The 20,909-nt window shown below is 53.2% G+C and carries 22 protein-coding genes; 5 read left to right on the top strand and 17 right to left on the bottom strand.

Annotated features, from left to right (window positions below; all coding sequences use genetic code 11):
• Positions 1-87: 87 nt before the first annotated feature.
• From pgpA to nrdR, 6 genes are all read right to left on the bottom strand, one after another.
• Positions 88-606: a phosphatidylglycerophosphatase A gene (pgpA, locus tag OGX92_RS02660; protein WP_003021578.1), complete on the bottom strand. Its 519-nt coding sequence runs from the start codon at positions 604-606 to the stop codon at positions 88-90.
• The gene (thiL, locus tag OGX92_RS02655; protein ID WP_164563050.1) at positions 584-1,561 is read right to left on the bottom strand and encodes a thiamine-phosphate kinase; all 978 of its coding nucleotides are present in this window, start codon (positions 1,559-1,561) and stop codon (positions 584-586) included. Before thiL ends, pgpA begins: the two co-directional genes overlap by 23 nt.
• 77 nt (positions 1,562-1,638) lie before the next feature.
• Complete coding sequence (gene nusB / locus OGX92_RS02650) at positions 1,639-2,058, bottom strand: transcription antitermination factor NusB (RefSeq protein WP_000801129.1); 420 nt, start codon at positions 2,056-2,058, stop codon at positions 1,639-1,641.
• 19 nt (positions 2,059-2,077) lie between these two features.
• Positions 2,078-2,548, bottom strand: a complete 471-nt coding sequence (gene ribH, locus OGX92_RS02645; RefSeq protein WP_003021575.1) for a 6,7-dimethyl-8-ribityllumazine synthase — start codon at positions 2,546-2,548, stop codon at positions 2,078-2,080.
• 112 nt (positions 2,549-2,660) lie between these two features.
• The gene (gene ribD, locus OGX92_RS02640) at positions 2,661-3,764 is read right to left on the bottom strand and encodes a bifunctional diaminohydroxyphosphoribosylaminopyrimidine deaminase/5-amino-6-(5-phosphoribosylamino)uracil reductase RibD (protein WP_286586215.1); all 1,104 of its coding nucleotides are present in this window, start codon (positions 3,762-3,764) and stop codon (positions 2,661-2,663) included.
• Between the two features lie 3 nt (positions 3,765-3,767).
• Positions 3,768-4,217 (bottom strand): transcriptional regulator NrdR, encoded by a 450-nt coding sequence (gene nrdR, locus OGX92_RS02635; protein WP_003021571.1) that lies wholly within the window; start codon positions 4,215-4,217, stop codon positions 3,768-3,770.
• A 153-nt stretch (positions 4,218-4,370) separates the two neighbouring features.
• Here nrdR and OGX92_RS02630 point away from each other — a divergent pair, with 153 nt between their 5' ends.
• Positions 4,371-4,910, top strand: a complete 540-nt coding sequence (locus OGX92_RS02630; RefSeq protein ID WP_286586214.1) for a SadB/YajI family lipoprotein — start codon at positions 4,371-4,373, stop codon at positions 4,908-4,910.
• Between the two features lie 298 nt (positions 4,911-5,208).
• The gene (locus tag OGX92_RS02625; RefSeq protein WP_003021561.1) at positions 5,209-6,072 is read left to right on the top strand and encodes a nucleoside-specific channel-forming protein Tsx; all 864 of its coding nucleotides are present in this window, start codon (positions 5,209-5,211) and stop codon (positions 6,070-6,072) included.
• 45 nt (positions 6,073-6,117) lie between these two features.
• Here OGX92_RS02625 and OGX92_RS02620 read toward each other — a convergent pair whose 3' ends face one another.
• The 7 genes from OGX92_RS02620 to queA all read right to left on the bottom strand — a co-directional run bounded on the left by OGX92_RS02620 (position 6,118) and on the right by queA (position 12,982).
• The gene (locus OGX92_RS02620; protein WP_032942528.1) at positions 6,118-6,810 is read right to left on the bottom strand and encodes a helix-turn-helix transcriptional regulator; all 693 of its coding nucleotides are present in this window, start codon (positions 6,808-6,810) and stop codon (positions 6,118-6,120) included.
• Positions 6,811-6,833: 23 nt separating this feature from the next.
• Entirely contained in the window at positions 6,834-7,199 is a 366-nt protein-coding gene (locus tag OGX92_RS02615) for a VOC family protein (RefSeq protein WP_003021554.1), read from the bottom strand.
• A gap of 170 nt (positions 7,200-7,369) precedes the next feature.
• A complete protein-coding gene (gene secF, locus OGX92_RS02610; RefSeq protein WP_286586213.1) occupies positions 7,370-8,341 on the bottom strand; it encodes a protein translocase subunit SecF in 972 nt (323 codons plus the stop codon).
• Between the two features lie 10 nt (positions 8,342-8,351).
• Positions 8,352-10,199 (bottom strand): protein translocase subunit SecD, encoded by a 1,848-nt coding sequence (gene secD / locus OGX92_RS02605; protein WP_003021547.1) that lies wholly within the window; start codon positions 10,197-10,199, stop codon positions 8,352-8,354.
• Positions 10,200-10,226: 27 nt separating this feature from the next.
• On the bottom strand, positions 10,227-10,559 hold the full coding sequence (yajC, locus tag OGX92_RS02600; protein WP_003021544.1) for a preprotein translocase subunit YajC: 333 nt from the start codon (positions 10,557-10,559) through the stop codon (positions 10,227-10,229).
• 22 nt (positions 10,560-10,581) lie between these two features.
• Complete coding sequence (gene tgt, locus OGX92_RS02595) at positions 10,582-11,709, bottom strand: tRNA guanosine(34) transglycosylase Tgt (protein WP_286586212.1); 1,128 nt, start codon at positions 11,707-11,709, stop codon at positions 10,582-10,584.
• Positions 11,710-11,917: 208 nt separating this feature from the next.
• Positions 11,918-12,982 carry a tRNA preQ1(34) S-adenosylmethionine ribosyltransferase-isomerase QueA gene (gene queA / locus OGX92_RS02590; protein ID WP_032942525.1) on the bottom strand — a complete coding sequence of 355 codons (1,065 nt, stop codon included), beginning with the start codon at positions 12,980-12,982 and terminating at the stop codon, positions 11,918-11,920.
• A 90-nt stretch (positions 12,983-13,072) separates the two neighbouring features.
• Between queA and acpH the strand changes: the two genes are divergently transcribed.
• Positions 13,073-13,654, top strand: a complete 582-nt coding sequence (acpH, locus tag OGX92_RS02585) for an ACP phosphodiesterase (RefSeq protein WP_003830978.1) — start codon at positions 13,073-13,075, stop codon at positions 13,652-13,654.
• Positions 13,655-13,822: 168 nt separating this feature from the next.
• Positions 13,823-14,425 carry a peroxiredoxin gene (locus OGX92_RS02580; RefSeq protein ID WP_003021524.1) on the top strand — a complete coding sequence of 201 codons (603 nt, stop codon included), beginning with the start codon at positions 13,823-13,825 and terminating at the stop codon, positions 14,423-14,425.
• 121 nt (positions 14,426-14,546) lie between these two features.
• On the opposite strand, the gene OGX92_RS02575 is transcribed toward OGX92_RS02580, so the two are convergent.
• The 3 genes from OGX92_RS02575 to OGX92_RS02565 form a co-directional block, all read right to left on the bottom strand.
• Entirely contained in the window at positions 14,547-16,415 is a 1,869-nt protein-coding gene (locus OGX92_RS02575; protein ID WP_193135102.1) for an amidohydrolase, read from the bottom strand.
• 21 nt (positions 16,416-16,436) lie between these two features.
• Positions 16,437-16,982, bottom strand: a complete 546-nt coding sequence (locus tag OGX92_RS02570) for an antibiotic biosynthesis monooxygenase (RefSeq protein WP_003830975.1) — start codon at positions 16,980-16,982, stop codon at positions 16,437-16,439.
• Positions 16,983-17,155: 173 nt separating this feature from the next.
• On the bottom strand, positions 17,156-17,797 hold the full coding sequence (locus tag OGX92_RS02565) for a hydrolase (RefSeq protein WP_003830974.1): 642 nt from the start codon (positions 17,795-17,797) through the stop codon (positions 17,156-17,158).
• A gap of 273 nt (positions 17,798-18,070) precedes the next feature.
• On the opposite strand from OGX92_RS02565, the gene OGX92_RS02560 reads away from it, so the two are divergent.
• Complete coding sequence (locus OGX92_RS02560) at positions 18,071-18,973, top strand: LysR family transcriptional regulator (RefSeq protein ID WP_003830973.1); 903 nt, start codon at positions 18,071-18,073, stop codon at positions 18,971-18,973.
• Here OGX92_RS02560 and malZ read toward each other — a convergent pair.
• Positions 18,967-20,784 carry a maltodextrin glucosidase gene (malZ, locus tag OGX92_RS02555; protein WP_286586210.1) on the bottom strand — a complete coding sequence of 606 codons (1,818 nt, stop codon included), beginning with the start codon at positions 20,782-20,784 and terminating at the stop codon, positions 18,967-18,969. The genes OGX92_RS02560 and malZ overlap by 7 nt on opposite strands.
• Positions 20,785-20,909 lie beyond the last annotated feature (125 nt).

Below are 20,909 nucleotides of genomic sequence, written 5' to 3'. Positions count from 1 at the left end.
ATTGTAGGCCGGATAAGCATAGCGCATCCGGCACTGATCGCCCGATGTCTCGGCGTTTATCGGGCCTACAATAGCCCCTGAAAAGGGTTAAATGATACCTACCGGCCAGTGATGACCGATAAAATACAAAATTCCGGCAGAGAGTATTCCAGCCACAATATCGTCGATCATGATTCCCGTCCCGCCATGCACGTTGCGATCGAACCAACGAATCGGCCACGGCTTCCACATATCCAGAATACGGAAAATCACAAATCCGGCGGCAACCCACTGCCAGTCGTTTGTCGGCAGCGCCATCAGGGTAATCCACATCCCGACAAACTCATCCCAGACTATGCTACCGTGATCGTGCACGCCCATATCTTTCGCCGTTTGATGGCACAGATAAACGCCGATACAGATAGATAACATCACCACCAGCGAATACAGCTGCCACGGCAGAAAGGTCATTAAATACCAAAAAGGGATCGCCGCCAGCGATCCCATCGTGCCAGGAACAATTGGGCTCAGCCCGCTGCCAAAACCGGTGGCTAACAGGTGCCACGGATTGCGCATACTCAGGCGGCTTTTGGCGACATCTTTTTTAAGGCGCGGCAAAATGGTCATATCCTTTCCAGTCAAACGTGACGGGTTTTCCATCGCGCGTAAAGTGAATGCCTTCCACGTCCGCGCTCATCTGCCCAATGCAGGTAAACGCTGCGCCGAGATTTCCCAGCGCCACGTCCAGCGCACCACGATTAATTTCCGGTACGGTAAAGCATAACTCATAATCTTCACCGCCCGAGAGCGCCCAGCGCAGGGCCTGTTCCGGCTCAACGTGCTGTGACAATGCCGTGGAGTATGGCAGCACATCAACGTTAACCCGTGCGCCACAGCCGCTGGCATTAACGATGTGCCCCAAATCGGAAATCAAACCGTCGGAAATATCGATAGCCGCACTGGCCAGATCGCGCAGGGCTTGTCCCTGCAAAATACGCGGCGTGGGACGCAGATGGCGTTGCAGCAGATAGTCCGCGTCTGTTGCATCTGCAACCTGCAATCGGTTCTGCAAAATCGCCAGCCCGGCCGCACTGTCACCCGGCGTGCCGGTAACATAAATCCAGTCACCCGGTTTCGCGCCAGAGCGTTTTAAGGCCCGCCCAACGGGGACGTAGCCATGGATACCCAGCGTCATCGACAGCGGCCCACGCGTGGTGTCACCGCCAATCAGCTGCATATCATAGTAATTGAGGAGTTCAAACAGGCCATCGCTGAAGGCTTCCAGCCAGGCTTCATCGACGTCAGGTAACGTGAGCGCCAGCGTCAGCCACGCAGGATCCGCCCCCATCGCCGCCAGATCGCTCAAATTCACCGCCAGCGCTTTCCAGGCGAGATCGGTCGGATCAATGTCGGGGAGGAAGTGGTTACCTGCCACCAGCGTATCGGTACTGATCGCCAGCGTTTGTTTTTCAGGGATGTTCAGAAGTGCGCAGTCGTCACCAATACCGGTTTCGACATCAAGACGAGAAGTTCTTACGCGGTCAAAATAACGGGCAATCAGGGAAAACTCGCCACATGCCATACGTTATGCCTCAGCAGAAAAAAAAGAAAAAGCCGGGGACAGCGGAAACAGGTTCCACCATCCAGCCGGCCTCGGGATTACTTTTTGTTGGGGCGAATCACAGGTGCTGCTTTATCCAGTACGCCGTTCACGAATTTGTGGCTATCTTCGGCGCCGAAGGTTTTTGCCAGTTCAATCGCTTCGTTGATGGCCACTTTGTACGGCACATCACTACGTTTAGACAATTCAAACAGCGCAATACGCAGTACAGCTTTTTCTACCTGACCCAGCTCTTCCAACAGACGAGACAGGTAAGGCTTCATTAATCCATCCAGGTACGCGCTGTTAGTCGCCACCCCGGACAGCAGTTCACGGAAATACAGAACGTCGACATCTTTAACGTCCTGTTCCGCCAGGAACTGGTATTCAACATCAGCGATGTCGTTCTGGGACAACTGCCAGGAGTAGAGCGCCTGGACGGCACACTCACGGGCGCGGCGACGAGCAGCAGGTTTCACGGATTTCCCCTTACAAAAATCAGGCCTTGATGGCTTTCAATACATTAATCATTTCAAGCGCAGTCAGTGCAGCTTCTGCGCCTTTGTTACCGGCTTTAGTGCCAGCACGTTCGATGGCTTGTTCAATACTTTCGGTGGTCAGAACACCGAAGGCTACCGGAATGCCACTGTCCTGAGCGACATGCGCCAGGCCATTGCTTGCACCGCCAGCCACATATTCGAAGTGCGCGGTACCGCCACGGATCACCGTACCGAGCGCAATCACTGCGTCGTATTTACCGGTTTTTGCCAGTGCGTCGGCCGCCAGTGGCAGCTCATATGCACCTGGAACCCAAACAACGGTAATGTTTTCATCTTTAACCTGGCCAATACGTTTCAGGGCGTCGATAGCACCTTCCAGCAGGCTGTCATTGATAAAGTTGTTGAAACGCGCAATGGTGATGGCGACGCGAGCGTCCGGAGTAGCAACGTTAGCTTCAATAATGTTCATATTCTTCCTTCGGGTTCGATTTATGGCCCCTTCGGGTTCGATTTATGGCCCCGTAAGGGGGGCGGATTTTATCATAATATTCTGTGCGCTGCTTCCTCTAAATCAGAAAGCCTCACGCAGTCGTTAAATGCAGGCAAACGTCCGGGCCCACCTGACGTATCTCATTGAATTTGAAATGGGGTGCGTCAGCCAGTTTCTCAAGGCCTGGAAGCACACATAATCCTCTCGCATCGCTGCCTAACAGTTTAGGCGCAACATAAACGATTAGCTCATCGACCAAACCGGCCTGTAATAATGCCCCTGCGAGCGTTGGGCCTGCTTCAACCCAAATGCTGTTAATTTGCTGTTTGCCCAGTTGCATCATTAGCACCACCAGATCCAGATGCCCGTTATGTTCCGGCACCTTCAGGCTGCGCACCGTCTCCGGCCAGCTACGAGGGTCGTCTTCAGTCCGGACAATCCAGGTTTCTCCTGGCTGTTGCACAATTTGGTGCTCCGGTGTGACCTGATTCTGGCTATCAAGAACAATGCGGATTGGCTGGCGCAGCTGTTCCTGCGGGTAACTCGCCTGAGTTGACTCCCCTAGCTCCGACCAACGCACGGTAAGCTGAGGGTCGTCTGCCAGCACCGTAGAACTGCTGGTTAAAATGGCATGGCTTTGCGCGCGCAAGCGTTGCACATCGCGGCGCGCCTGTGGCGAGGTAATCCACTGGCTTTCACCGCTGGCCATCGCCGTACGGCCATCAAGCGACGCGCCAAGCTTAAGCTGAAGATACGGGAATCCCGTACGCATGCGCTTGAGGAAGCCTTTATTCAGTTGCTCAACTTCGCTCATCATCAGCCCGTGGCTGACGTCGATGCCCGCCTGCTGTAAACGGTAGAGCCCACGTCCTGCGACCTGCGGATTGGGATCCTGCATCGCCGCAACCACACGCGACACCCCCGCCGCAATCAGCGCATCGCAACACGGCGGCGTGCGACCATGATGACTGCAGGGTTCGAGCGTCACGTAGGCAGTTGCCCCCTGCGCTTTTTCTCCGGCCATCCGCAGAGCATGAACTTCGGCATGCGGTTCGCCCGCACGGTGATGATATCCTTCACCGACGATCTCCCCATCTTTCACAATCACGCAGCCCACGTTGGGGTTGGGGTGAGTGGTAAAACGTCCGCGCGCAGCAAGCTTCAGCGCGCGCGCCATGTACAATTCATCCTGCATGGCTTAGTCCTGTAGGCGAGCAATCTCTTCGCCAAATTCTTTGATATCTTCGAAACTCCGGTAGACAGAGGCAAAGCGGATGTAGGCGACTTTATCGAGCTTTTTCAACTGCTCCATCACCAGGTTGCCAATCATCTTACTCGGCACCTCACGCTCGCCCGTCGCACGCAGCTGTGATTTGATATGGTTTAACGCCATTTCGACGTCATCTGCGCTGACAGGCCGTTTCTCAAGCGCTCTGAGCATGCCGCTGCGCAGCTTTTCTTCATTAAAGGGTTCACGCACATCGTTGCTTTTCACAACGCGCGGCATGACAAGTTCAGCCACTTCAAAAGTGGTGAAACGTTCGTTACAAACCAGACACTGCCGACGGCGGCGTACCGAGGAGCCCTCGCCTACAAGACGAGAGTCAATTACCTTAGTGTCTACGGCGAAACAGAATGGGCAATGCATACGGCGTCCTGTACCTCAGTGGTTAACAGAATCTATTTTACCCTGAACTGCCGTGACAACAAAGGCGCTGCGCTTTTGAGACAAAGGATCGATGCCTTCGTGCTCAGTGCACACTACCATTATGCTATCGCGACAATGAAGGAAGTAATCACAATGACAAGACGTTACCTAAGAATTCTCCTGGTGGGAAGTCTCTTTAGTCTTAGTGCCTGCGCACAGCAAAGCGAAGTACGCCAGATGCATCAAAGCGTTAGCACGTTGAATAAAGAGATGACGCAGCTTAATCAGGAAACTGTAAAAATTACGCAACAAAATATGTTGAATGCAAAATCAACCAGCGGCGTCTATCTGCTACCGGGTTCCAAAACCCCGGCACGACTGGACAGCCAGATTGGCACCTTACGCATGTCGCTGGTGAACATTGCACCGAACGCCGATGGTACGCACCTGACGCTACGGATTCAGGGTGAATCCAACACGCCTTTACCCGCTTTTAGCGCCACCGTTGAGTACGGGCAAATTCAGGGCACCACGGACAATTATCAGGAAGTGAACGTTCACAACCAGTTGGTCAACGCTCCGGCGAGTATTCTTGCTCCCAGCGACGTAGACATTCCGTTGCAGATAAATGGCCTCACTCCAGATCAGTTAGGATTTGTTCGCATCCACGACGTCCAGCCTGTTAGCCAATAAACTTTTTTGCGGAACGTTTTGTGCGTTCCGCAACATCATCCCAGTCCATTTTGTTACTCCTCTGACATCACCGATATTTCTGGTAAAACTTGGCAACATTCATGGGAGCCAGTACAATTCGCCGCCTAAAGTACGCAAACGTGAACGCAATCGATTACGTAAATGATAGAACTGTGAAACAAGACATATTTTTGTGAACAATGATTTTTATAATAGGCTCCGAAGAATTACGAAATATTTAGAAACGCAAATTGCGCATTTTTCACTCCCGAAAGGGATTTCAAACAGTGGCATACATATGAAAAAAACATTACTTGCAGCCGGTGCAGTGCTGGCGCTCTCCTCGTCTTTTACTGCCAACGCAGCAGAAAATGACAAACCGCAATATCTGTCCGACTGGTGGCACCAGAGCGTTAACGTGGTGGGTAGCTATCACACCCGTTTCTCCCCGAAACTGAACAACGACGTGTATCTGGAATACGAAGCGTTTGCTAAAAAAGACTGGTTTGACTTCTATGGCTACATCGATATTCCGAAAACCTTCGACTGGGGTAACGGCAACGATAAAGGTATCTGGTCTGACGGTTCCCCGCTGTTTATGGAAATCGAACCGCGTTTCTCCATCGACAAACTGACCGGCGCTGACCTGAGCTTTGGTCCGTTCAAAGAATGGTATTTCGCCAACAACTACATCTACGATATGGGTGATAACAAAGCCAGCCGCCAGAGCACCTGGTATATGGGTCTGGGTACCGATATCGATACCGGTCTGCCGATGGGTCTGTCTTTGAACGTGTATGCTAAATACCAGTGGCAGAACTATGGCGCATCCAACGAAAACGAGTGGGATGGCTACCGTTTCAAAGTGAAATACTTTGTGCCGATCACCCAGGTTTGGGGCGGTCAGTTGACCTACATCGGCTTCACCAACTTCGACTGGGGCTCAGATTTGGGTGATGATCCGAACCGCACCAGCAACTCTATCGCGTCCAGCCACGTCCTGGCGCTGAACTACGATCACTGGCATTACTCCGTCGTAGCGCGTTACTTCCATAACGGCGGCCAGTGGAAAGGTGGAGATACCCTGAACTGGGGCGAAGGCGATTTCAGCGCGAAATCTACCGGTTGGGGTGGTTACCTGGTCGTAGGTTACAACTTCTAATCCAGACAATGTTTCGCAGACAAGCCAGCTTAACCGCTGGCTTTTTTATGGCTGGTCTTCACAGCGTACTTTACGCAAAAAGTCACTTAGCGAGCGATCTGCCGATTCGCGAAAATGCCTGTCGAGTGGCGTAATCTTCAGACATCGATCAACGCGAAAGCAACGATAATCGTCACGCTTCTCGCACCAGCCAACCAGCAGCCAGTGCTCGCCCCAGAAAAATAATCCCAGCGGCTGAACGTCGCGCCAGGAGAGGTTCCCGGACTCATCGCGATAATGCAGCGCCAGCACCTGCTGTGCTGAAACCGCGCGATGTATGAGATCGAAGGCACTACGTGAATGCGGCTGATTACCAAAATCTGGCGCGAAAATCCGCGTTTGCTCGGCTCTGCGCCGACTCTCTGGCGGCAATATCGCCAACACTTTTTCCTGCGCGGATTCCAACGCCTGTGAGAGTGAATCCCCACCCCATGTTTTCAGCAACCGAATCGCTACCATCAATGCTTCTGATTCGTGATGCGTTAACATCAACGGCGGTAGATCAAACCCGGCCATTAAGCGGTATCCGCTGCCCACTTCGCCTTCAATAGGCACGCCGGATAAAGAGAGATCGCGGATATCGCGATAAATCGTCCGTTCAGAAACCTCAAGACGCTCTGCCAGCAGCGCCGCCGTTGTCACTCGCCTGCCACGCAGGATTTGCACAATCTGAAACAAGCGGTCGGCGCGTCTGCTCATTTTAATCCTCAGTGCTGAAAATATTACGCGGGTTGATGTAAACCAACACGATTGCCTTCGCTGTCAGTAAATAGCGCAATCGTACCAATGTCCTGCCCCAGTTCGAGTGGGCCAAACACACACTGACCGCCAGCAGTGGCGACGCGTTCAAGCGTTGCAGCCAAATCGTCCGTATGCAGATAAATAATAGCGCCCTGCGCTGAAGGCGTAATACCATCAAATTTAGCCAGCGCCCCGCCGGGAGCGGGATCCTGATGCGGAAATACGGCGAGCTCAGCGCAGTCCATGTTCTCCCTACGCAAAGAAACCTGCATCACTGGCTCATAAAAAGCGATGGCGCGATCCATTTGTGCCACGGGGATTTCAAACCAATTAATTACGTTGCTCATACTTCCTCCTGCCTGTGTGGGTAATCTCAGGAGGACTATAAGACAGGGCTACTGACAGCATACTGTCAGTAGTGTGGCGACAGGAAAAGATAATTACCTGTCGCTAACTCACAGGCAAAAAAAATCCCGACCTTGCGATCGGGATTCCAGTATCTTCACTCCTTGATGGGTTAAGGCAGAATCGACGGTTGATCCGCCCCTTCTTTCTCGACCTTCTGCTGCAGCATGTGCTCACGCTTCATACCCAGCTTCAGCGCCAGCGCCGAAGCCACGTAGATAGAAGACGCAGTACCGATGGAAACACCGATCAGCATCGTCAGTGAGAATCCTTCCAGTACCGGACCACCGAACAGGAACAGCATCAGAATAACCATCAACGTTGTACCGGACGTAATCAACGTACGGTGCAGCGTTTGAGTCAGTGACACGTTAAAGATTTCGTAAGGCGTACCGCGACGAATTTTGCGGAAGTTTTCACGAATACGGTCAGATACAACGATACTGTCGTTCAGCGAGTAACCGATTACCGACATCAGTGATGCGACGATAGTCAGGTCAATCTCGATATGGAACAACGACAGGATCCCAAGTGTGATAATCACGTCGTGCGCCAGCGCGATAACTACCCCTGCCGCCAGTCGCCACTCAAAACGGAAACCGACGTACACCAGGATGGAGATCAACGCCGCCATCAGCGCCATCGCACCGGTTTGCGCCAGGTCTGCACCCACGCTCGGACCCACGAATTCAATTCGCTTCACCGCGGCGTTTTGGTTGGTGGATTCGTTAATCACACTCAACACTTTACTACCCAGCACCTGACCGCCGTCTGCACCTTCAGTTGGCGGCATACGTACCATAATGTCGTGGCTGCTGCCGAAGTTCTGCAGAAGCGGATCAACGAAGCCCGCTTTCTCCAGCGCATCGCGCATCACGTCCATATCGGCCGGTTTTTCCAGCGTGATTTCAATAACCGTACCACCGGTGAAATCGAGACCCCAGTTAAACCCGCGTACGCCCATCACCACGATGGCCGCAATCAGCAGGAAACCTGAAATGCCGAAAGCCCAGTAGTCCCAGCGCATAAAGTCCCAGACTTTACGGTCGTGGTTCAATTGTTCAACAGTATATTCCTGTGCCACTTCGCACTCCTCAGATTGACAGCTTTTTGACGCGCTTGCCGCCATACAGCAGGTTTACGATGGCACGTGTACCGACAATCGCGGTAAACATCGACGTCGCCACACCAATACCGGTAGTAATCGCGAACCCTTTAATTGCCCCGGTGCCCACTGCGTACAGGATGATGACCTTGATCAGCGTCGTAATGTTCGCATCAAAGATGGAGCTAAATGCGCCCGCATAACCTTCATTGATGGCCTGCTGCACCGAACGCCCGTTACTCAACTCTTCTTTGATACGTTCGTTGATCAGTACGTTCGCATCGACCGCGACAGCAAGGGTTAAGACGATCCCCGCAATCCCCGGCATACTCAGCGTAGCACCCGGCAGCAACGACATAATACCGACAATCAGCACCAGGTTAGCAATCAGCGCACTGGTCGCAATCAGACCGAACTTCTTATAGAAGAAGATCATGAACAGGATAGACACCACCAGACCGGCCAGACATGCTTCCAGACCCTGTTTAATGTTCTGCATACCCAGGGTTGGGCCGATGGTACGTTCTTCAACAATCTGAATTGGCGCAATCAACGCACCGGCACGTAACAGCAGGGAAAGCTGGCGTGCTTCGTTCGGGTTGTTGATACCGGTGATACGGAAGCTGTTACCCAGACGAGACTGGATATTGGCGATGTTAATCACCTCTTCCTGTTTCACCAGTACTGCACGACCGTTAGCATCTTTCTTACCGCTGTCTTTGTACTCCACAAACAGGGTCGCCATCGGCTTACCGATGTTGTCCTTAGTGAAGTTGGACATGATGTTACCACCTGCGCTATCCAGCGAGATGTTAACCTGCGGCTGATTGTATTCGTCCTGGCTGGAAGTAGAGTCGGTGATATGGTCACCGGTCAGAATCACGCGTTTGTACAGCACAACCGGCTGGCCTTCACGAGACTGTTTCACTTCCGAATCACCCGGAACACGACCCGATGCCGCAGCGGACTGGTCAACGTTGGTGTTTACCAGACGGAACTCCAGCGTCGCGGTTGCGCCCAGAATTTCTTTCGCACGCGCGGTATCCTGAATACCCGGCAGTTCGACCACAATGCGGTCAGCCCCCTGGCGTTGTACCACCGGCTCAGCAACACCCAGTTGGTTAACACGATTACGCAGAATGTTGATGTTCTGCTGTACCGCGTATTCACGGGCTTCGCTCAGGCGCGCATCGGTCATTACCGCACGCAGAGCATTGCTGCCCTGGCTGGAAATAACCAGATCCTGGTGACGTTTGCTCAGGTAAGAGATAGCTTCATCACGGGCGCTGCTATCACGGAAAGTGATGCTCAGACCGTAGTTATCTTCTTTGCGAACAGTAGTATAAGGAATGCCTTTTTCACGCAGATCGCTGCGCAGGCTATCGATATTTTGTTCCTGCAACTTACTCAGCGCGGTGTCCATATCCACTTCCATCAGGAAGTGAACGCCGCCACGCAGGTCAAGACCGAGTTTCATCGGTTCTGCGTGAATGGCAGCCAGCCAGCGTGGGGTTGCCGGAGCAAGGTTAAGCGCCACGACGTACTGATCGCCCAGTACGCCCATTAATACTTCACGTGCGCGCAGTTGGGTATCAGTGGAGTCGAAGCGCGCGAGAATAGCACCCTCTTCCAGAGCCACAGACTTAGGTGTGATTTTATCTTCTTGTAACGTTTTCTGGACCTGGATCAGCGTTTGCTCACTGGCGGCGGCACCGCGCACGCCAGTGATTTGAACAGCCGGATCCTCACCATACAGGTTGGGAAGCGCATAGAGCAGACCGACGACAATAACGACGATCAGCATGACATACTTCCACAAAGGATAACGGTTTAACACGGCAGTTCCCTTTGGGAAAACAATAAATTACAGCGCCTTCATGGTGCCTTTCGGCAGAACGGCAGCTACGAAATCACGTTTGATAACCACTTCAGTGGTGTCGTTCAGCGCGATAGCGATGTAGCCAGATTCTGCTACTTTAGTCACGCGACCCACAAGACCACCGTTAGTCAGTACTTCATCGCCTTTCGCAATGGAGTTCATCAGGTTCTTGTGTTCTTTGGTACGCTTTTGCTGTGGGCGCAGGATCATAAAATAGAAAATCAGACCAAACACCACCAGCATCAGAATCAGAGACATCGGGCTGCCCTGCGCCGGAGCACCTGTTGCCGCTACCGCATCAGAAATAAAAAAGCTCATTCAAATTCCCTCATTATTAAAATTAATCAACGTTCACAGGTGGAACTGGTCTACCCTGACGTTGGTAAAAATCGGTCACGAAGCTCTCTAATTTACCCTCTTCAATAGCCTTGCGTAAACCCGCCATCAAACGCTGGTAGTAGCGAAGGTTATGAATCGTGTTGAGTCGCGCGCCCAATATTTCGTTGCAACGGTCGAGATGATGCAAGTAAGCGCGCGAATAATTGCGACAGGTGTAACAATCACACTCAGCATCGAGCGGACTGGTGTCGCTTTTATGTTTCGCGTTACGAATTTTTACCACGCCGTCAGTCACAAACAAATGACCATTACGGGCATTTCGCGTTGGCATCACGCAGTCAAACATATCGATACCGCGACGCACGCCTTCAACCAGATCTTCTGGTTTGCCGACGCCCATCAGGTAACGCGGTTTATCTGCCGGAATCTGCGGGCAAACATGTTCCAGAATGCGGTGCATATCTTCCTTCGGCTCACCGACAGCCAAACCGCCGACAGCGTAGCCATCAAAGCCGATATCTACCAGACCTTTGACGGAGATATCACGTAAATCTTCGTAAACACTGCCCTGAATGATGCCAAAAAGCGCATTTTTGTTGCCGAGACTATCAAAACGGTCACGGCTGCGCTTCGCCCAACGCAAAGACATCTCCATTGAGCGTTTAGCATAGTCCCAGTCGGCCGGATACGGTGTACATTCGTCGAAGATCATCACGACATCGGAACCGAGATCGTATTGAATCTCCATCGACTTCTCGGGATCGAGGAAAATCGGATCGCCGTTGATCGGGTTACGGAAATGCACGCCCTGCTCGGTTATCTTACGGATATCGCCCAGGCTGAACACCTGGAAGCCGCCGGAATCGGTAAGGATTGGCCCTTTCCACTGCATGAAATCGTGCAGATCGCCGTGCAGTTTCATGATTTCCTGACCCGGGCGCAGCCACAGGTGGAAAGTGTTGCCGAGGATGATCTGCGCGCCGGTCGCTTCAACTTCTTCCGGCGTCATGCCTTTTACTGTGCCGTAAGTACCGACCGGCATAAAAGCAGGCGTTTCTACTACGCCACGATCAAAAACCAGGCGGCCACGGCGAGCGCGACCGTCTGTGGTATCCAGTTCAAATTTCATTTTTTCTCCTGCATCAGAGAGACAGTCTGATGATTAAACTTTCCCCACGGAATCACTCCACGGAGTAAAAATATATTAACCCACTGGCGAAGGCGCAATCGGCGCAGCCAGTTTGGGGGCGACCAGCGCACAGCCACCGGAGCGTACACGCAGTACGTGAGGATGGCGAGCACTGCCCGACATCAAAATGGCAAGTGAGATAGCCTTCTCACGGTCGCTCAGAAATAGCCTGCGGATTGTACGTGATAAACATGGCATCCCCGTAACTAAAAAAGCGATATTCCGCTTTTACCGCTTCATGATAGGCGTGCATGGTGTTTTTATAACCAGCAAATGCGGAAACCAGCATAATCAGCGTCGATTCCGGCAGGTGGAAGTTGGTGACCAGAGCATCAATCACCTGATATTTATAGCCTGGATAAATAAAGATTTGTGTATCGCCGAAGAACGGCTCGATGAGATCGTTTTTGGCCGCCTGCGCCGCACTTTCCAGTGAGCGAACGGACGTTGTTCCCACGGCTATCACGCGATTACCGCGCGCTTTCGCCGCCAGCACCGCGTCCACCACATCCTGCGGCACTTCCGCATATTCAGAATGCATAATGTGGTCTTCGATGGTGTCTACGCGCACCGGCTGGAAAGTACCCGCGCCAACGTGCAGGGTGACGAACGCCATTTCAATGCCTTTATCGCGCAGTTTAGCCAGCAGCGGATCGTCAAAATGCAGACCCGCGGTCGGCGCTGCGACGGCACCCGGTTTTTCGCTGTACACGGTCTGGTACAGCTCGCGGTCGGCGTCTTCATCCGGACGGTCGATATACGGCGGCAACGGCATATGGCCGATGGCGTTGAGGATATCCAGCACGCTGCGTTCGTCGTTAAACTCAACTTCAAACAGCGCGTCATGGCGGGCGACCATCGTCGCTTTAATACTTTCGTCGTCGCCCAGCAGCAGCTCGGCACCCGGTTTCGGCGCTTTCGAGGCACGAATATGCGCCAGAATACGTTTGTCATCCAGCATACGCTCGACCAGCACTTCAATCTTGCCGCCGCTGGCTTTACGACCAAACAGACGCGCAGGAATGACGCGGGTGTTGTTAAAGACCAGCAAGTCTCCAGGGTTGAGCTTGTCGAGCAAATCGGTGAAAGTACCGTGCGTCAGCGCGCCCGTCGGCCCGTCCAAAGACAGCAAGCGGCAGCTACTGCGCTCAGCTTGCGGATAGTGGGCAATCAGGGATTCGGGTAGTTCAAAGGTGAAATCGGTAACGCGCATGACACTGACTCAGACTAAAATAAGAGGCGGGTAGTCTAGTGCCGGGGCGTTCTCCCTGCAACCTTTACCCCTCTGGATAAACGTTTAACTATGAATTTTCTTGCACATTTGCATCTCGCTCACCTTGCCGATAGCTCGCTTTCCGGCAATCTGCTGGCCGATTTTGTCCGGGGTAATCCGGAAACGCACTACTCGCCTGATGTGGTAGCAGGCATCTTTATGCATCGTCGTATCGATGTGATGACCGATAACTTACCGCAGGTGCGTGAAGCCAAAGAGTGGTTTCGTAGCGAAACGCGCCGCGTCGCGCCGATTACGCTGGACGTTATGTGGGATCATTTTCTGTCGCGCCATTGGTCGGAAATCTCACCTGACTTCCCGCTGACGGACTTTGTGCGCTATGCCCGTACCCAGGTAACCACTATTTTGCCGGAATCGCCGCCGCGCTTTATCAATCTGAACAACTATATATGGTCAGAGAAATGGCTTGAGCGCTACCGGGACATGGATTTTATCCAGAACGTCCTGAACGGCATGGCCAGCCGCCGTCCACGGCTCGATGCCCTACGCGACTCATGGTATGACCTCGATACGCATTACGATGCGTTAGAAGAACGATTCTGGCAGTTTTATCCGCAAATGATGGAACAGGCGCGGTGCAAAACCCTTTGATCGCAGCCCGTATTCCCCGCCGGATAAGCAGTAGCCACCGTCCGGCAAAAGATTGATAGACAAAACCTGTCTCATTGATTGCCAGCGCCTCTTTGTCTTATTCCCGAACACTCTCTATACTGGCCCGCGTTGCGTTCCAAAAACCCCTTAACTTTGCAGGAGAATTATATGGTACTGGTAACTCGTCAGGCTCCGGATTTCACAGCAGCTGCGGTACTGGGTAGCGGTGAGATCGTTGAAAACTTCAACTTCAAACAGCATACCAACGGTAAAACCACCGTTCTGTTCTTCTGGCCGATGGACTTCACCTTCGTTTGCCCGTCTGAACTGATCGCATTCGACAAACGTTACGAAGAATTCCAGAAGCGCGGCGTTGAAGTTGTTGGCGTTTCCTTCGACTCTGAATTTGTCCACAACGCATGGCGTAACACCCCTGTCGACAAAGGCGGCATCGGTGCAGTGAAATACGCAATGGTTGCTGACATTAAACGCGAAATCCAGAAAGCCTACGGCATTGAGCACCCGGAAGCGGGCGTTGCGCTGCGCGGTTCTTTCCTGATCGACGCTAACGGCGTTGTTCGCCACCAGGTGGTTAACGATCTGCCGCTGGGTCGTAACATCGACGAAATGCTGCGCATGGTTGACGCGCTGCAGTTCCACGAAGAGCACGGCGACGTTTGCCCGGCACAGTGGGAAAAAGGTAAAGAAGGTATGAACGCGTCTCCGGACGGCGTGGCAAAATACCTGACCGAGAACGTTTCCAGCCTGTAATTGGCATGAATCGACGAAAGGCCCGCAAATGCGGGCCTTTTTTATTGTTCGCAGATCAGATAAGCGATTGCGTCACTTTCCGTTAGTATCGCCAGTGACGATACGCTTATCCAAACCACAATTAAAACGCGAAGCAGGAGCAGCCAAGCGCGCCCCAGAAAGCCCGGTCATCTGACACCGGAATCCCCGATTTCCGCGCAATATCATGCTGGTGACCGTGTACACCGCAGCTACCGCAGCACTGGTGCATCTGCACCATTGCGCCAATTTTCGCCGCAGCAGGTGGCGCTGAGCGATAGTGCCCCGGCACCTTCACTACCGGCGACCAGTCCGGCACAACCGGAATAGCAGGTGGTGCCAGCGGGGTGAAATGCCCGGCGGCGTAAACCACTTTGCCATCAACAATGGTCATTACCGACTCAATACCTTTAATCTCTTCTTCCGGCACGCTGAAGTAATCTTTGGACAGCACCACCAGGTCGGCCAGTTGATCTTTCTCGATGCGCCCTTTCTTACCCTGTTCGCTGGAGAACCAGGCGCTACCGGCCGTCCACAGTTCCAGTGCCACATCGCGTGGCAGGCGATTGTTATCATCATACATCGCCATACCACCAACGGTACGGCCCGAAACCAGCCAGTAGAGCGCGGTCCACGGGTTGTAGCTGGCCACGCGTGTGGCGTCAGTCCCCAGTCCGACCGGAACGTCAGCCGCCAGCATTTTCGCCACCGGCGGTGTATGTTTGACCGCATCTTTACCGTAGCGATCGACAAAATATTCGCCCTGGAACGCCATGCGGTGCTGAACCGCTATCCCGCCCCCCAGCGCTTTTACACGCTCGATATTCCGTTCGGTAATCGTTTCGGCGTGATCGAAGAACCAGTGCAGACCATTGAACGGGATATCACGATTTACCTTCTCAAACACGTCCAGCATTCGGCTGATGGATTCATCGTAGGTAGCATGCAAGCGGAACGGCCAGCGGTGCTCAACCAGGTGTCGCACCACGCGCTCCAGCTCATCTTCCATACCTTCCGGCAGATCCGGGCGTGGCTGGAGGAAGTCTTCAAAATCCGCGGCCGAGAAAACCAGCATTTCCCCTGCCCCATTGGCACGATAGAAGTCGGTTCCCTGCCCTGGCTTGAGCATATCAGTCCAGCGTTCAAAGTCTTCCAGTTCCTGCTTCGGACGCTGGGTAAACAGGTTGTAGGCAATACGCACCGTCATCTGTTTGTTGGCGTGTAACTGCTCAATGATCTCGTAATCTTCCGGGTAGTTCTGGAACCCGCCGCCCGCATCGATGGCGCTGGTCAGTCCCAGACGGTTCAGCTCGCGCATAAACTGACGGGTCGAGTTAACCTGCATTTCCAGCGGCAGTTTTGGTCCCTTTGCCAGCGTCGAGTAAAGGATCATCGCGTTCGGTTTAGCGATCAGCATTCCGGTCGGGTTGCCGTTGCTATCACGCACAATCTCACCGCCCGCCGGATCCGGCGTCGCTTTGGTATAGCCAACCGCTTTCAGCGCGGCGCGGTTGAGCAAAGCCCGGTCGTAGAGATGCAGAACAAAAACCGGAGTATCAGGAGCGGCTTCATTCAGTTCTTCGAGGGTTGGCATGCGACGTTCGGCAAACTGGAATTCACTCCAGCCGCCCACCACGCGTACCCATTGTGGCGACGGCGTTCTGTCAGCCTGGTCTTTGAGCATGCGTAGCGCGTCCGCCAGTGACGGCACGCCCTCCCAACGCAATTCCAGGTTGTAATTCAGTCCACCACGAATAAGGTGCAGGTGCGAATCGTTCAGGCCAGGGATCACCGTATGCCCTTGCAGATCGACAACCTGCGTCCCTTCAGCGGTAAAGCTCATTACCCGTTCGTGGCTACCGGTCGCCAGAATCTTTCCGTTGGCGATCGCCACCGCCTCGACCTGAGGACTTTGTCTGTCGAGAGTATGAATTTTTCCGTGAGTCAGAATCAGTGTGGCAGTTTGAGACATAACAATCTCCTGAGATACCGGTCAGGCTTTTTTCAGCCATCCGGCAAACAGACGGGTTACGATGGGCATCCAGAACCAGACCACCAGCGCAACCACAAAGGCATCATTGATGAGATGCAGGAGTAACGAGCCCTTCATTGCAGGCAGCACAATGCCGGTCAACCACGGCACCAGATTGGTGCTTGGAAATATCACCAGCAGGGTTATCAGAAACTGTTTCCAGCGTTTGGGCTGTCGTACATGGGGCGCGGGCGGCGTAAACCAGAATGCTGCTTCGGTGCGAATTTCGGTTTTGTCACCTTCAGCCAGCAGTGGAGCAATCTCTTCGACCAACACGCGACGCGTATCGGACTGGGTCCAGCTATACAGATGCTCAAGCGTGTCGAAGCGGATAATGATGTTCCACAGGTTGTTGCCATCTGCCGGGCGAATCACGTTCGCCCCGAGATGACCGGGAAATTCAGCCGCTACAGGCATGATTTTCCCCAGCCACTGCTCATACCGCTGCGCCTGCTCAGGTAGCAGAGTGTGAGTAATTACCAACGTCACATGTTTGTTCTGCGCCATGAAGGGTTCCTTGTTGACAGGAAACAGGCCGCTTAGGCCCGGAAAGTAATACACAAAATCATTCATGGTGCATCGAGGCGGCAAGGTTGTGGATCCCCGGGAGCTTACATAAGTAAGTGACCGGGGGACGCAAGCGAAGCCAACAAAGATGCAACATGAAGGATGACGTGTATTTAAGCTTTACGTTCCGGCGCGCCATGCACCATGGTATAGGCATAATCCACGCCCATACCGTAGGCACCGCTGTGCTCGCGTACCAGATCCATTACGGCGTCGTAGGTTTCTTTGCGGGACCAGTCGCGCTGGTACTCGAGAAGAACCTGTTGCCAGGTTACGGGTACGGCACCAGCCTGTACCATGCGGTCGATAGAACGCTCATGAGCATCTACGGACGTGCCGCCGGAGGTATCCGTTACCACATAAACTTCATAGCCTGCCTCCAGTGCCATCAGCGCTGGAAAAGTCAGGCATACTTCGGTCCACAGCGCGGAGATAATCAGTTTTTTACGCCCGGTCGCTTCCACCGCTTTCACAAACGCCGTATCTTCCCAGGAGTTCATTGAGGTGCGTTCAATGGGTTTGACATCAGGATGAACCGCTAACAATTCCGGCCAGATATATCCGCTAAAACTTTTAGTTTCTACAGAAGTATAAATCACCGGAACATTGAATATTTTCCCGGTTTTCGCTAATGCCACGGTATTATTTTTTAAAGTCTGGCGATCAATATTCGCCACACCGAATGACATTTGCGGCTGATGATCAATAAAAATAAGCGTAGAGTTTTGAGGGTCAATCAGTTCCCGAATAGACATAGCACACCTTCTTAATCAATAAGTTAAAAGGCAACGGTCTGTATCTGCCGTCAGCAACAGGATCCTGAATCAGAAAGCTTGTTGAGTATAGCGGGAAATTTCTAACGAGTTATTAAAGAAAACTTACCATCCTGTGAAACTATTAATTTTGTGTTGCGATATATCCTAAACAACATCAAAAAAATGCGCATGACTCATCTAATTTATTCACTGGCATTGTTTTTCTTCATTCGGTACAACAGAAGGGTTTAATTTTCAGGATATTTTCTGCTTATGCGCATTAATCTGGATGTTTTGCTTATTCTCGACGCTCTCGACAAACAGGGTTCATTTGCCGCAGCGGCCGAGTCGCTGTTTAAAACCCCTGCCGCACTCAGCTATATGATTCAGAAGCTGGAAAGCGATTTGAATATCGAGCTGCTTGACCGTTCCGGGCACCGGGCAAAATTTACCGATACCGGACAGATGATGCTGGAAAAAGGGCGTTTGCTGCTGAATGCGGCAAAAGATCTCGAAAAACAGGCGGTACAGCTGAGTTCAGGCTGGGAAAAAGAGCTGGCAATTGCGCTGGACGACTCCTTCCCTTTCGCTGCGCTGTTGCCCATTATCGATGAATTTCATGCGCTGAATAAGCAAACTCGCCTCAGTTTTACCCACCATACGCTGGCGGGCTCCTGGGAGGAACTGACCCATAATGGAGCCGATATAATTCTGGGGGCAATTAATGAACCGCCAACGTCTGCAGCCTGGTCCTATAAAATGCTCGGCACGTTGGACAATGTGTTTGTCGTTGCGCCTGAGCATCCGCTGGCCGCAGCAGCAGACGGCCTGACCAACGAACAGTTATGCCTGCATCGCGCGATTGTTATCAGCGACAGCGCCCGCTTCTGCCATCCGTTACAAACCAATCTGATGGAGGAACAGGCGCAAATCCGCGTCGATGACTTCCACAGTAAGGTGATGCTACTGCGGGCCGGTATGGGCTGCGGATTTCTCCCCCGCCATATTGCCAGCCCGTGGCTTACCACGGGCGAGCTGGTGGAAAAAACGGTTATCTCATTTCGCCAAAAAGACGTGGCTTATATGGCATGGCGCAATAACCGCGATGGGCTGGCACAGCGCTGGTGGCGGGAAACGCTGCTGGCAAGCCCGGAGATTGCGCGCTTATATCAATGACCTATCCATACCGAGGCGGAAATCGCCGGCAGCGTCAGGATATCGTCGGTAAGCATACCGTTGCCCTCTTTGTGCTGCCATTGACTCACGCTCAGTAATGGCGAGGCTGGCAGGACCACTTCACAAGCGTGGCCACGGTTAATCGCCACCAGTACGCGCTGTCGGTTTAGCACGCGAACAAACACCACCACGTTATCCTCGGCGTAAATCACCTGGCAACCACCGTGGCGAAGCGCCTGATTCTGGTGGCGTAATTTTGCCAGCCGCTGATACAACGCCAGCAGAGTAGCGTCCTGTTTTTCAGGCTGCCACGGGAACGGTTTGCGACAAAACGGATCGTTGTTCCCGTCCAGCCCCACTTCGTCACCGTAGTAAATACAGGGCACGCCAGGCCAGGTAAACAGCCATACCACCGCTAGCGGTAACCGTGCGACGTCTTTACCGAGCAGAGATTTAAAGCGGGCGGTATCGTGGCTGTCGAGCTGATTAAACATCCGCAGCTGTTGCTGATGCGACAACCCCGCGCGGTAGTTATCCATCCACGCCATACAGGTCTGGGCATCAATGGATTGCGGGTCGTATGAGATATCGGTATTGGCGAGGAATCCCCAGAGGGGGAAAGTAAAGCCGCGATAGTTCATGGCGGCATCTTCTGCATCAGCCTGCAACCACTGGCGCGCATCGCCAAAATGCTCACCCACCACATACGCCTCTGGCTGGGTTTCTTTTGCCGCCTGCGTAATTCCGGCCACATGTTGTAGGTTGTTACGTGCGCCTCCGGCCTCTCCCAGCATGTGCACCACATCAAGACGCCAGCCGTCCATACTCCACGGCGCTTTCAGCCAGTGGCGGACGATACTGTCTTCACCACGATAAATTTCATTCACCAGGCTTTCCGAAGAAAAGTCCAGCTTGGGCAGGCTGGAATATCCCAGCCAGTCGAGCGCAACGCCGTCGGCTGAGAAATGATACCAGTCGCGCCAGGGGGATTCTGGATTATGGCACGCCCCGTCCGTCCCCCGATTATGTCGGTCAAACCAGGCGTGCGAATCGCCGCTATGGTTAAAGACGCCGTCGAGAATCAGACGCATGCCCTGCTGTTGGGTGTTGTGCCGCAGACGCAGGAGCGCCCTGTCGCCGCCAAATTGCGGATCAACATGACGGTAATCTTCGGTATCGTATTTATGCACGCTCGGGGCGGTAAATACAGGATTCAGGTACAGCGCCGTGACCCCTAACGTTTTCAGGTACGGTAGCTTTTCGCTGATGCCGTCCAAATCACCGCCATAGAACGTGGAGCCACCGGCCTGAGCCGTAAGCGGTTCATCCCATTCGCGCCGTAAGATGTCGTGTCCGGCGGCGTGGTGGTAATAGACGTTATCCTGGCCCGCTTCACGCGACTGGCTGCGGGCAAAACGGTCCGGGAAAATTTGATAGAAAATCTGATCGGCAACCCACTGCGGACCGTTATCCGGCACATCAACCGCAAACTGCTCCAGACGCGCAGGCGGAAAACGGCCGAATCCCTGCGGGGTGAACCACAGCTGACGATCGGGCCAAAGTAATTTAAAGCTATAGCGTCGACGAGGCTGCCCGCTGGAGAGATCGATCGCCGCTCGCCACGCGATCACGCCCGGCTGCGGCTGGCTGCGCTGCTTGTGCATAGCCAGCGAAATCTCTTCGTTATCGTTTTCTGCGCGTAGCGTCACCCGCTGGGGTGGATTTTCCCCCGCCAACCATAATGTAATCGTCAGTTGATCTTTGTTTTGCTTAACAAATGGGGCAACCGGAAGGTGCCAGGCGTTCAACATCACGTATCCCCTTTGATGATAATGACGTCACCTTGCCATAGCGAAGTGCAGGATCACTCATCATCTTAACGTTTATTGGGGGAGGAGTTCGGGGGAGGAGAAAATTGCCGGGTAACGCAAAGCTA

This window comes from Citrobacter sp. Cpo089 (assembly GCF_030332695.1).
Taxonomy (GTDB): domain Bacteria; phylum Pseudomonadota; class Gammaproteobacteria; order Enterobacterales; family Enterobacteriaceae; genus Citrobacter; species Citrobacter portucalensis.
Note: the sequence above shows the minus strand (reverse complement) of the source record. Positions and strands in the feature narration are given on the sequence as shown.